The sequence below is a fragment of the Ruegeria sediminis genome (assembly GCF_005938215.1).
Taxonomy (GTDB): domain Bacteria; phylum Pseudomonadota; class Alphaproteobacteria; order Rhodobacterales; family Rhodobacteraceae; genus Ruegeria; species Ruegeria sediminis.
On the sequence record NZ_VCPD01000002.1, the window covers coordinates 326,397 to 338,983 of the forward strand.

11 protein-coding genes are annotated in these 12,587 nt (G+C 64.2%); 8 read left to right on the forward strand and 3 right to left on the reverse strand.

Features of this window, described 5'->3' with window-relative positions; translation table 11 throughout:
• Positions 1 to 11: 11 nt before the first annotated feature.
• Positions 12 to 1,457, reverse strand: a complete 1,446-nt coding sequence (locus FGK63_RS06180) for a polysaccharide deacteylase family 2 protein (protein ID WP_138840735.1) — start codon at positions 1,455 to 1,457, stop codon at positions 12 to 14.
• 199 nt (positions 1,458 to 1,656) lie between these two features.
• Between FGK63_RS06180 and FGK63_RS06185 the strand changes: the two genes are divergently transcribed.
• The 6 genes from FGK63_RS06185 to lexA all read left to right on the forward strand — a co-directional run bounded on the left by FGK63_RS06185 (position 1,657) and on the right by lexA (position 6,481).
• Entirely contained in the window at positions 1,657 to 2,238 is a 582-nt protein-coding gene (locus FGK63_RS06185) for an anthranilate synthase component II (RefSeq protein WP_138840736.1), read from the forward strand.
• The gene (gene trpD, locus FGK63_RS06190; RefSeq protein WP_138840737.1) at positions 2,235 to 3,254 is read left to right on the forward strand and encodes an anthranilate phosphoribosyltransferase; all 1,020 of its coding nucleotides are present in this window, start codon (positions 2,235 to 2,237) and stop codon (positions 3,252 to 3,254) included. Before FGK63_RS06185 ends, trpD begins: the two co-directional genes overlap by 4 nt.
• Positions 3,251 to 4,063 (forward strand): indole-3-glycerol phosphate synthase TrpC, encoded by an 813-nt coding sequence (gene trpC / locus FGK63_RS06195; RefSeq protein WP_138840738.1) that lies wholly within the window; start codon positions 3,251 to 3,253, stop codon positions 4,061 to 4,063. Before trpD ends, trpC begins: the two co-directional genes overlap by 4 nt.
• Positions 4,063 to 4,536: a cyclic pyranopterin monophosphate synthase MoaC gene (moaC, locus tag FGK63_RS06200; protein ID WP_138840739.1), complete on the forward strand. Its 474-nt coding sequence runs from the start codon at positions 4,063 to 4,065 to the stop codon at positions 4,534 to 4,536. Before trpC ends, moaC begins: the two co-directional genes overlap by 1 nt.
• The gene (locus FGK63_RS06205; RefSeq protein WP_138840740.1) at positions 4,533 to 5,705 is read left to right on the forward strand and encodes a molybdopterin molybdotransferase MoeA; all 1,173 of its coding nucleotides are present in this window, start codon (positions 4,533 to 4,535) and stop codon (positions 5,703 to 5,705) included. The genes moaC and FGK63_RS06205 overlap by 4 nt, the downstream gene beginning before the upstream one ends.
• A gap of 77 nt (positions 5,706 to 5,782) precedes the next feature.
• Positions 5,783 to 6,481 carry a transcriptional repressor LexA gene (gene lexA, locus FGK63_RS06210; protein ID WP_138840741.1) on the forward strand — a complete coding sequence of 233 codons (699 nt, stop codon included), beginning with the start codon at positions 5,783 to 5,785 and terminating at the stop codon, positions 6,479 to 6,481.
• On the opposite strand, the gene FGK63_RS06215 is transcribed toward lexA, so the two are convergent.
• Positions 6,475 to 8,526 (reverse strand): ComEC/Rec2 family competence protein, encoded by a 2,052-nt coding sequence (locus FGK63_RS06215; RefSeq protein ID WP_138840742.1) that lies wholly within the window; start codon positions 8,524 to 8,526, stop codon positions 6,475 to 6,477. The genes lexA and FGK63_RS06215 overlap by 7 nt on opposite strands.
• Positions 8,527 to 8,604: 78 nt before the next feature.
• Between FGK63_RS06215 and gltX the strand changes: the two genes are divergently transcribed.
• Together gltX and gltA are read left to right on the forward strand one after the other, a co-directional pair.
• A complete protein-coding gene (gene gltX, locus FGK63_RS06220) occupies positions 8,605 to 10,005 on the forward strand; it encodes a glutamate--tRNA ligase (protein WP_138840743.1) in 1,401 nt (466 codons plus the stop codon).
• 119 nt (positions 10,006 to 10,124) lie between these two features.
• Positions 10,125 to 11,420 carry a citrate synthase gene (gene gltA / locus FGK63_RS06225; protein WP_138840744.1) on the forward strand — a complete coding sequence of 432 codons (1,296 nt, stop codon included), beginning with the start codon at positions 10,125 to 10,127 and terminating at the stop codon, positions 11,418 to 11,420.
• 54 nt (positions 11,421 to 11,474) lie between these two features.
• Here gltA and FGK63_RS06230 read toward each other — a convergent pair whose 3' ends face one another.
• Complete coding sequence (locus FGK63_RS06230) at positions 11,475 to 12,563, reverse strand: PA0069 family radical SAM protein (protein ID WP_138840745.1); 1,089 nt, start codon at positions 12,561 to 12,563, stop codon at positions 11,475 to 11,477.
• Positions 12,564 to 12,587: the final 24 nt, after the last annotated feature.

A 12,587-nucleotide genomic window follows, 5' to 3' on the forward strand; every position in this document is an offset into this window, starting at 1 on the left:
TCAGCGCCCGCCTATTCCTGGCTTTTCATCAGGACCGCCGAGATCGGCGCCAGAGCGACCCTGTCGGTCGCGTCCTCTAGCCCCCAGAGCAGCAAGGCGGAAATCGTCTCGGGGCGCACCCGGCCCAGCATGACGACGGCCCCTTCCTGCCCGGCGCGGAACGCGGCCTGGTCGAGAAAGCGGCGCATGGTCTTGGTCTCTTGCCCGGCGCCGTCGAAGTCGCGGAACACGACGGCCGAAGGCACGCCATTTCGCGCGGCAAGTTTCTGCACGGTGTTCAGCCCGCTGTCCTGCGTGAGCAGACCGCGGCCGGTGCCACCGGCGATGGCTGCGACCTGATCCGCAAGCTTGCGGTTGCCCTGAATCCCGGATGCGGTTCCTTCCAAGATTCCGACGGTTTCCGGCAGAGTATCCAGCCAGACGGACATCGAAACCTCGGCATCCTGCGCGCTGGCGGCCTCGTGCAGGTCCACCATCGCCAGAACCTCGAAGCCGGCCGCACGGTGCCGTGCCATCTTTTCGGCGGCCTGCGGGTCTGTCGGGCTGACTGCGAAACTCAGCGGGTACGGGAAGTCCTGCAGCGCCTCGACACCGAAAGAGCCTTCGTCGTCGATCAGAACGATCGACATGAGGGGCCTGCCCTCGGGGTTTGCAAACGCCGCGGCGTGCGCCTCGATCGGCTTTATCGCCGGCAGTTCCACGACCTCCGGTTCCTTGTCGCGGTCGATCAGGGGTACGACACGTGTGCCGACCGTGACGCCGGGTTCGGCGTTTTCGGCGCCGCCGATCTGTGGAAGCGCCGCCATTCGCGGACGCGACGGCGTCTCGTCGTCCTCTTTCTCGACCCCAGCCTCGCCCGAGGGCTCGGGTTTGAGAGCCGGCTCGGGTTTGGCGATCGGCGGCTCGGCGGGCTTGTCGTCAATTGCAGCGATCTGCGGCCCAGCCTGTTCCGCCGGTTCTTCCTTTCCGGGTTCCGATGCCGGAACCGGTTCGGCCTGTTTCGCCGTCGGCTGCGAAGGTGCGTTGTCGACCACGACTGGCTGGATGTCTTCCTGCGGAGAGTTGGGCAATGCCGAGGGCGCTGGCGGAGCGACGGGCGCAACGGTCGCGACATCCACGCCGGTCTCCGAAGCGGCTTCGGGCTTCTTCAACGCTCCCGTGGCGCCACCCACGGCGGGCCGGTCGGACGGTTTGGTCGCGCCTTCGTCCAGGGCGGCCAGGCAGTCGGCCTTAGCCTTGCCGTCTTTCGGCGCGTGCGGCGCAAGCTCTACCAGGTCGGCATCGGCGCCCGGTTCCTTGACCTCGCTGTCGGTCCCGTTCTGGCCCGGCGGTTCCGTCGCCGGCGCCTTGCTGGCGACGAGCGGACTGTGCGACATCGGCGTGTTCAGCGACAGGAATGCGCCCATGGCGACCACCACGACCGCGCCCGCTGTCATTCCTCCGAGAAATCGGCTCATCTCTGCTTGCCCCTATGTCCTTCTCTTGCCTCGTTCATTGTCTCACCGTCTGTTGCGGCGTTGACGTCCCCCGGGCCACCGTCGCACGGATGCGCCCTTGACGCTGCCGCACAAGCCTGAGCATGTATGTCCCCGATACTATACCGTGGCCCGGGACCATACCGCCAGTCCCAAATGCCCAACCGAGATATGTGCCCGAATGCTGCTGCTGATCGACAACTACGACTCGTTCACCTACAATCTCGTCCACTATCTGGGAGAGCTTGGCGCCAAGATGGTCGTGCGGCGCAATGACGCGCTGGACGTCCAGGAGGCGATGGCGATGAATCCCGCCGGCATTCTGCTGAGCCCCGGCCCCTGCGATCCGGATCAAGCCGGCATCTGCCTGGCACTGACGCAGGCTGCCGCCGAAACGAGAACGCCGTTGATGGGTGTCTGTCTTGGGCATCAGACCATTGGCCAGGCTTTTGGCGGCAAGGTGGTGCGGTGCCATGAAATCGTGCATGGCAAGATGGGAACCATGCATCATACGGGCAAAGGCGTGTTCGCCGGTGTCCCGTCACCGTTCGAGGCGACACGTTATCACTCGCTTGTGGTCGAACGGAAAAGCCTGCCGGATTGCCTCGAGATCACGGCGGAGCTTGAGGATGGCACCATCATGGGCCTGCAGCATCGGGATCTGCCGATTCATGGCGTGCAGTTCCATCCGGAATCGATCGCATCCGAGCATGGCCACGCCCTGCTGAGAAACTTCCTGAACGAGATGAAAGTCCCTGCATGAGTGACGCGCTGAAACCGCTGATCGGAGCCGCCGCCGACCGGCCCCTGACCCGCGCCGAGGCCGAGACCGCCTTCAAACTCCTGTTCGAGGGTGAAGCAACGCCCAGCCAGATCGGGGGGCTGCTGATGGCGATGCGGACGCGCGGTGAAACGGTGGATGAATATGCCGCCGCCGCCGCCGTGATGCGCGCCAAATGCAACGCGGTGAAAGCGCCCGAAGGCGCCATGGACATTGTCGGCACAGGCGGCGACGGCAAGGGAACGCTGAACATCTCGACGGCCACGGCATTTGTCGTCGCGGGCGCGGGCGTCGTCGTCGCCAAGCACGGCAACCGCAATCTCAGCTCGAAATCCGGCGCGGCGGACGCGCTGGGGCAGATGGGAATCAACGTGATGGTCGGCCCGAAGGTCGTTGAAAAGGCGCTGAAAGAGGCCGGGATCGGCTTCATGATGGCGCCGATGCACCACCCGGCGATCGCCCACGTGATGCCGACCCGGCAGGAGTTGGGAACCCGCACCATCTTCAACATCCTTGGGCCTCTTACCAATCCGGCGGGGGTCAAGCGCCAGTTGACCGGCGCCTTCAGCCGCGACCTGATCCGCCCGATGGCCGAAACCCTGGGCGTGCTGGGATCGGACCACGCATGGCTGGTGCATGGATCCGACGGCACAGACGAGCTGACCATCACCGGAGTCAGCTGGATCGCCGCGCTGGAAGACGGCGTCGTCAAGGAGGTGGAATTGCATCCCGAAGATGCCGGTTTGCCGGTGCACCCATTCGAAGACATCCTTGGCGGCACGCCTGAGGACAACGCTGCCGCCTTCCGAGCCCTGCTGGACGGCGCACCGTCGGCCTATCGCGACGCGGTGCTGCTGAACTCGGCGGCCGCGCTGGTGGTTGCCGACGCCGCGAACGACCTGCGCGAAGGCGTCGCCATGGCCACTGAAAGCATCGACAGCGGCAAAGCCAAGGACAAGATCGCCGCACTGGCCCGAATTACACAGGACGCCGCATGACTGGTACAATTCTCGACAAGATCAAAGCCTATAAACTTGAGGAAGTCGCGGCCGACAAGGAGCGGATACCCCAGGCGGATCTGGAGTTCCAAGCCCGCGAGGCGACACCCGTGCGCGGGTTTGCCAAGGCCCTGGAAAAGGCGAAAAGGAACGGCTACGGCCTGATCGCGGAGATCAAGAAAGCCAGCCCGTCCAAAGGGTTGATCCGTCCGGATTTCGACCCGCCCGCCCTGGCCCAAGCCTACGAGGAAGGCGGGGCAACCTGCCTTTCGGTCCTGACCGACACGCCGAGCTTTCAGGGTGAAAAAGGCTATCTGACGGCAGCGCGCGAAGCCTGCGAACTGCCCGTGCTGCGCAAGGATTTCATGTACGACCCCTATCAGGTGGTCGAGGCGCGCGTTCTGGGCGCTGACTGCATCCTCATCATCATGGCCTCGGTGAGCGACGCGCAGGCCGCGGAACTGGAACAGACCGCCATCGACTGGGACATGGACGTTCTGATCGAGGTTCATGACGAGGCCGAGCTGGAACGCGCGTCGGACCTGCAAAGCCGCCTGATCGGGGTAAACAACCGCAATCTCAAGACCTTCGAGACCTCTCTTGACGTAACGCGGCGCCTGTCCAAGCTTGTTCCTGCCGATCGAATGATCGTCAGCGAAAGCGGTCTCAACACGCCCGCGGATCTGTCGGACATCGCCCGGTACGGCGCGCGCTGTTTCCTGATTGGCGAAAGCCTGATGCGTCAGGATGATGTGGCTGCGGCGACCCGCGCCCTTCTGGCGAACCCGTTGGTGCCCGGAGCGATGTGATGCCGCTGACCCATTTCGACAAGAAGGGCGACGCGCATATGGTCGATGTCTCGGACAAGGCCGTGACCCCCCGGGTGGCGGTTGCCGAGGGGCACATAAGGATGGCGCGGGAAACCTTTGACATCATTGCGGAAGGCAAGGCCAAGAAAGGTGACGTCTTAGGCGTCGCGCGGCTGGCGGGGATCATGGGCGCCAAGAAGACACCCGACCTGATCCCGCTGTGCCACCCGCTTCCGGTGACCAAGGTAGCGGTCGAACTGACGCTGGACCCCGATCTGCCAGGAATCCGCGTCGAGGCGACGGTCAAGACCACGGGACAGACCGGCGTCGAGATGGAGGCGCTGACAGCCGTGTCCACCGCCGCGCTGACCGTCTATGACATGGCCAAGGCCGTCGACAAGGCGATGGAGATTGGCGGCATTCGCGTCCTGCTGAAAGATGGCGGAAAATCGGGGCGATACGAGGCGCAATGATCACGGTCGAGGAAGCCCGCGCCCTGCTGTTCGATCTTGTCCGGGTGTTGCCGTCCGAAGACGTACCCCTGACCGAAGCCGCTGGCCGTGTGCTTGCCCGTGACGTTGCCGCGACGCGCGACCAGCCTCCTTTTGCCGCATCGTCGATGGACGGTTACGCGGTCAAGGCGGCCGAGGTCGAGATGCACGCCATGTTCAAGGTCATCGGCGAAGCGGCCGCGGGTCACGGCTTTGACGGGAGCGTCGGCGCCGGCCAGGCCGTGCGGATATTCACCGGGGCTCCGGTGCCGGACGGTGCAGATTTCGTCGTCATTCAGGAAGATGTGGAGCGGCGCGGCAACCTGATAACCGTCAAAGACGATCCGGGGACCAAGACCAACATCCGACCGGCTGGCGTCGATTTTACCAAAGGAACAACGATCGAAGCGCCGCGACTGCTGCGCGCCGAGGACGTCGCGCTGATGGCGGCAATGAACATCGCCTCGGTTCCCGTGACGCGAATACCCGACATCGCACTGATTTCCACCGGCGACGAACTGGTAATGCCCGGAGAGGATCCCGGACCGAACCAGATCATCGCGTCAAACACCTTTGGCCTCAAGGCCCTGCTGGAAGGGTTCGGCGCGCATGTCCGCATTCTGCCGATCGCCCGGGACACGGTTTCGTCCCTCGAAACGGCGTTTTCGCTGGCCGAGGGCGCGGATATGGTGGTGACGATCGGCGGCGCGTCGGTCGGGGATCATGATCTTGTCGGTCAGGTGGCAGCCGGACTGGGTATGGAACGGTCCTTCTACAAGATCCGGATGCGGCCGGGGAAACCGCTGATGGCGGGGCGGATGGGAGACGCGGCCATGGTCGGGCTGCCGGGCAATCCAGTCTCGGCCATGGTGTGCGGATATCTATTTCTGGCGCCCATGGTCCGCCGGATGCTGGGGCTGGAAGAGACGCTGCCGCCCTTCCGCCGCGCACGGTTGGCGGCGCCGATCGACAAGAACGGTCCGCGCGAACATTACATGCGCGCCGTGCTCGACGATAACGGACTCCGCGCCTGCGCCGATCAGGACAGTTCCCTGCTGAGCGTCCTGGCTCGGGCGAACGCCTTGCTTGTGCGCCCGCCGGAGGATCCGGCGCGCGATTCCGGGGATGAGGTACTCTACCTACCCTTGTAACCCCACCCAAATCGGTTGACACAAAACGTGAACATGCGTAGAACAAAAGCAAACGCATGAGCGACGAGGTACGAGCAATGTTGACCAAGAAACAACTGGATCTGTTGGAGTTCATCCACAAACGGGTGCAGGCTGACGGTGTTCCGCCCAGTTTCGACGAGATGAAGGCGGCGCTGGACCTGCGGTCGAAGTCCGGCATCCACCGGCTTATCACGGCGCTGGAGGAGCGCGGCTTCATCCGCCGGCTGGCTCACCGTGCGCGCGCCATCGAAATCGTGAAGCTGCCGGAAAGCCTGGGCGGCGAACCGACAGCGGGTTTCAAACCGCGCGTGATCGAAGGCGACAGGCCCTCTGGCCCGCGGCCCGCCAACGTGGAGCCGGTCGCGGTGCATGCGATCGAATTGCCGGTCATGGGCCGGATCGCCGCCGGTGTGCCTATCGAGGCGATCAGCCACGTCTCGCATCAGGTGGCCGTGCCAGGCTCCATGATCTCAGGCCGGGGCGAGCATTACGCGCTCGAGGTGCGGGGCGACTCGATGATCGACGCCGGCATCAACGATGGCGACGTGGTGGTGATCCGGGAAACATCTGTCGCGGACAACGGCGACATCGTCGTGGCGTTGGTCGAGGATCAGGAGGCCACGCTCAAACGGTTCTTCCGGCGTGGCAATGCCATCGCTCTCGAGGCGGCGAACCCCGCCTATGAAACCCGCGTTCTGCCCGAGGACAAGGTAAAGGTGCAGGGCCGACTGGTCGGGCTGATCCGGACTTACTGAGATTTCGCCAGACGCCGGTCCGGGTTTCGGGTCGGCGACCACAATCGATTTCCTGACATTTCTACGCTGGTCCGAACCGTGCCGCCATCAAGGGCGAGGCTGCCGGTCAGCCTGAGCCGCTCGGGATCGAAAACGTCGCATTCGCCGGTGAGGTCGAGCGAGACCGTGGACACGACAATCAGGTTTGCATGGCAGCCGTCCAGGCGCTGCGCCGCGCGTTTGCCCGTGACGTGGATCAGCTCCCTGTCGATCAGTCGGAAGCGTCGCAAATCTCCGTCCGGTTGCGGCCATCGCGCGGCGGCGGCCGCTTGATCGGCCCCGTCCCCGTCGTTTTCCAGCCAGACGGTCGCAATGAAGCTGCTGCCCCGGTCCCTGCTCAGCGCCCGGCCCTGTTCCGTCATCACGCCCACAAGTCCGCCGGTGTCGGCCACCAGAACTTCGGGGCGTTGCACCTGCCCCCAGAGCGAAAGAGCGATGATCATGGGTAAGATCCCGGCCCAACGCCCCCTGCCCCGCCACAGGATGAGCCACAGTGCACCCAGTGCCAAGACTGGCAGAACATAATCCGGGGGGCTGGCGACGAACCCGCGTGCGCCGACCATGCCCGCGACCCATTCTCCTACCCCGAGGATCCAGTTCAGACCACGGCCCATGATCCACAGCCCGACCCATTCTAGGCCCAACGGCGACAGCACCACGGCCAGTACCGCCGCCGGTATGACCACAGCCCCCATTACCGGCACCGACAGCACATTGGCCAACAGCCCGTAATGCGCCAGCATGTTGAAATGCGCGGCCCCTATCGGCGCGGTCGCCAGACCGGCTACGGTGGAGGCAAGAAACAAGCTTGCCGTCGGCCTGAGCCAGGCCGGGCCAAGGCCGATCCCGACATCCCGCAGCCCGCCGAACACCGCCACCAGCGCGGTCGTCGCAGCGAAGGACATCTGGAAACCGGGGCTGAGCAGCGACTCGGGGCGCAGACACAAGACAACGATCGCCGCGACTGCCACTGCGCGCAGCGAGATGGCGCGTCGATCCACGAGGACAGCGCCCATCATCACCGCCACCATGATGAACGCTCGCTCGGTCGCCACGCTATTGCCCGACAGCGCCAGATAACCTGATGCCGCCACCAGGGCAAAGAGGGCAGAGATCTTGCGCACGGGAATTCGCAGCGCCAGCGGCGGCACAAGCGACAGCCCGATCCGCATGGCCGCGTAGACGAAACCGGCCAGCAAGCCCATGTGCAGCCCCGAGATCGCCAGCAGATGCGCAAGGTTGGACACCCGCAGGACGTCCACCGCGTCCTGGCTGATGGCGCTGCGGTCGCCAGTGGTCACAGCCGCGCCAAAGCCGCCGACATCGCCGGGCAAAACCGCCAGGACCCGGCCCGAAATGGCGGTCCTCAGTGCCGCAACGCGCAACCCCGCAGCGCCGTCCTGCGGCGGCGCTGCGGTCACGACCGGATTCCGGGTGTATCCGGTCGCCCCAAGACCCAGAAACCAGGCATGGCGGCGGAAGTCGTAGCCGCCCGGCTCCACCGGGCCCTGCGGGGGCGACAAGTGTCCGGTCGTCATGATCCGCTGGCCCGGCATCAACGCCACGCTGTCGCCATGCAGGGACAGACGGATGCGCGCGGGCCTGCGCACGGCAAGAACGCCTTTGAGACGAACTTCGTCCAGTGTGACCCGCAGCGCATCCGAGGCGGACCGGTCCAGCCCCACGACCCGCCCCTCGATCGGGCCGTGATAGCGCCATTCCAGAACCGGCGCCGCCATCCTGTGGGCCCGGGCGCCGGCTACCGCGAAACCCGCGGCCGCCAGCGCCAGCGCCCAAGTCAACGGAGCCCAGGCCGCCGGCATCTTGCGCCCGATCCAGATCAAGCCAAACGCCAACAGAACGACGCCCGTGTAGGCACGCCGCTCTGGCTCTTGCGGAAGGGCGAAATAGAGGCCGATCCCCAGCGCCAGACACACTGGCGACCAGAGAAGCAGATTCCCGCGCTGCGCCAGCAACGCGGCCTCGACCCTTGCCAGAACGCGCATGGTTGCCCCCGTCCGCCCGGCTCGTTAGACAGGCGCCAACGCTATCCCGCCACGGTTACCAAAAGGTTAATTGCCTCCATGTCCGAACAGGTCGTCACCCGATTCGCCCCCTCGCCCACCGGCTACCTGCACATCGGCGGGGCCCGCACGGCGCTGTTCAACTGGCTCTATGCGCGCGGGCGCGGCGGCAAATTCCTTTTGCGGATCGAGGACACTGACCGCGAACGCTCGACCCCTGAGGCGACGGCCGCGATTCTGCAGGGTCTGGAGTGGCTGGGTCTGGACCACGACGGGGACGTCATCAGCCAGTTCGAAGGTGCCGCACGCCACGCCGAAGTGGCGCACCAGCTTCTGGCCGAGGGGAAGGCCTACAAGTGCTTTTCCACACAGGACGAAATTGCCGATTTCCGCGAGAAGGCCCGCGCCGAGGGAAAATCCACCCTGTTCCGCAGCCCGTGGCGCGATGCGGATGCCGCAAACCATCCCGACGCGCCCTATGCCATCCGCATCAAGGCGCCGCAGGACGGCGTGACCGTGATCCGCGACCAGGTGCAGGGCGACGTGACCATCCGCAACGATCAGCTGGACGACATGATCCTGCTGCGGTCGGACGGAACGCCGGTCTACATGCTGGCCGTCGTGGTGGATGACCACGACATGGGCGTGACGCACGTGATCCGGGGCGACGACCACCTGAACAACGCCGCCCGTCAGATGATGATCTACGAGGCGATGGGATGGGAAGTGCCGGTCTGGGCGCATATCCCTCTGATCCACGGGCCGGACGGAAAGAAACTCAGCAAACGCCACGGGGCGTTGGGCGCGCAGGAATACCAGGCGATGGGATATCCGGCCGCCGGAATGCGGAATTACCTGGCGCGGCTCGGCTGGAGCCACGGCGACGACGAGTTCTTCACCGACGAACAGGCCAGGGAATGGTTCGATCTGGACGGGATCGGCAAGAGCCCTGCCCGGTTCGATCTGAAAAAACTGGAAAATCTCTGCGGACAACATATTGCGGTCTCGGATGATGCTGCGCTGCGGCAAGAAATCGAGGCTTACCTGGACGCCGCGAAACTTCCAGCGCTTTCCCCGACACAAGCCGGTGATCTGGAGCGTGCGATGTATTGCCTCAAGGATCGGGCCCGCACATTCCCGGAACTTCTTGAAAAGGCGCGTTTTGTTCTGACATCGCGCCCGATTTCGCCCGATGAAAATGCCACGAAGGCGCTGCGGTCTGTATCCGACGGTATACTGAACGAATTGACGCCGCACGTGCAAAATGCTAGCTGGACCCGAGACGGACTGGAGGAGGCCCTGAACGCGTTCGCCGAAACGCAGGGGTTGAAGTTCGGCAAACTGGCGGGTCCGCTCAGGGCTGTGCTGGCGGGTCGTGCTGTCACACCTTCGGTTTTCGACATGATGCTTGTGCTGGGGCGAGAAGAGACCTTGGCGCGGCTTTCTGATGCAGTGAATTAAGCCTGGTTTCATGTTCAGGTAACGCTGCTCCGCTATATTACGGACTGCGCCGGCGCGCAGCCGTTGCCCGCACGGTCGGACAGCGAACCGGCCTGCGCATGAACGAGGAAAGGACAACCATGTCTGAGAGCAAAGAAACAGCCAAACTGACTGTGCATGGCAAGAGCTACGAGCTGCCGGTCTTTTCTCCGACTGTGGGGCCGGACGTGATCGACATCCGCAAGCTTTACGGTCAGGCGGGTGTGTTCACCTATGATCCGGGCTTCACGTCGACCGCAAGCTGCGACAGCACCATCACCTATATCGACGGTGAAAAGGGCGAATTGCTGCACCGCGGCTACCCGATCGACCAGCTTGCGGAAAAATCTCACTATCTGGAAGTGTGCTTCCTGCTGCTCTACGGCCATCTGCCGTCGGCGGAGGAACTGGAGAAGTTCGAGACCACGATCACCCGGCACACGATGATCCACGAGCAGATGCACTATTTCTTCCGTGGATTCCGCCGGGATGCGCACCCGATGGCGACCATGGTGGGCGTGGTGGGCGCGATGTCGGCCTTCTATCACGATTCGACCGACGTGAGCGATCTGCGCCAGCGCGAGATTGCGGCGCACCGGCTGATCGCCAAGATGCCGACGATTGCGGCCATGGCGTACAAGTACTCGATCGGCCAACCGTTCGTGTATCCGCGTAACGATCTCGATTATGCGTCCAACTTCCTGTACATGTGCTTCGCCGTTCCGGCCGAGGATTACGAAGTAAACCCGGTTCTCAGCCGCGCCATGGACCGGATCCTGACCCTGCACGCGGACCACGAGCAGAACGCATCGACCTCGACCGTGCGCCTGGCCTCGTCCTCGGGCGCCAACCCGTTCGCCTGCATCGCGGCCGGCATCGCCTGCCTCTGGGGGCCGGCGCATGGCGGCGCCAACCAGGCTTGCCTGGAGATGCTGGAAGAGATCGGCACCGTCGACCGCATTCCAGAATACATCGCCCGCGCCAAGGATCATGACGATCCGTTCCGGCTCATGGGTTTTGGCCACCGCGTCTACAAGAACTTCGATCCGCGCGCCAAGGTGATGAAGCAGTCCGCCGACGAGGTGCTGGACCTGCTTGGCGTCGACAACAACCCCAAGCTGCAGGTGGCCAAGGCGCTGGAGAGGCAGGCGCTGGAGGATCCCTATTTCATCGACAAGAAGCTGTTTCCGAACGTGGATTTCTACTCGGGCATCATCCTCGAGGCGATGGGCTTCCCGACCTCGATGTTCACGCCGATCTTCGCGCTGTCGCGCACTGTCGGCTGGGTCAGCCAGTGGAAGGAAATGATCGCCGACCCGCAGAACAAGATCGGCCGCCCGCGCCAGCTGTATCTGGGCGAGACGATGCGCGACTACGTGGATATCGAAAAACGCTGAGATACACTGCAACGAAACGAAAACGCCCCGGCCTTGTCCGGGGCGTTTGCCGTTTCAGAACAGGGACAGTTGCGCCCCTGCCCGCTCGGGCCGGACGAACAGGTCGCTGCGAAGCGGCGCCGTTTCGATTTCCAGGCCGATCCGCTTGACGGCTGCCCTGAACCGCTGGGCGATCATTTCTGCGTAGCGACCTTCGCCGAGCATCCGGTGCCCCCAGCGCGGGTCGTAGTCGCGACCGCCGTGCATCTCGCGCAGCCTGGTCATGACCTTGTCGGCGCGGCCTGGTTCGTGCGCGGCCAGCCACTCCTGCCAGAGTTGCGAAACCTCGCGGGGCAACCGCAACATGATCCAACTGGCTGCATCCGCGCCGGAGTCCCTGGCCGCTTGCAACAGCGCCTCAAGCTCGTGATCGGTCAAACCGGGGATCAGCGGCGATGTCATGACCCGCACAGGCACGCCCGCCCGCGCCAGGCGTTCGATCGTCCGCAGTCGGCGCAGCGGTGCAGGTGCGCGCGGCTCCATCCGACGTGACAGTCCGGCATCGAGAGTCGTCAGCGATATGCCGACTCTCACCAGCCCATCCCGCGCCATGTGGGCAAGGATATCCAGATCGCGTTCTATCAAGGCCCCCTTCGTGACGATGGCGACCGGGTGTCGGGTGTCCTTTAGCACCTCGAGACAAGCCCGTGTAATCTGCCTGTCCTTTTCGATCGGCTGATACGGGTCGGTGTTCGTGCCAATGGCGATCGGCGCAACCTTGTATGACCGCGCCGCCAATTCGCGACGCAACACTTCGGCCGCGTTAGGTCGCGCAATCAGCCGGGTTTCAAAATCCAGACCGGGGGACAGGCCCAGATAGGCGTGGGTCGGACGGGCGAAGCAATAGACGCAACCGTGTTCGCAACCGCGGTAGGGATTGATCGAGCGGTCGAAAGGAAGATCCGGAGAGCGGTTGTAGGTGATCAGGCTGCGTGCCACTTCGTCCCGCACAACCGTCTGAAGAACGGGAGTTTCTTCTTCGTTGTCCCATCCATCGTCGAAGGCTGCGGTTTCGTGGCGCTCGAACCGCCCGGCATGGTTCGACACCGCGCCGCGACCCGGTGCGTTGAATTGAGATTCCGCCGTGTTCTTCAATTGTTCCATTCCCCAAATCTAGAACAATAAGGG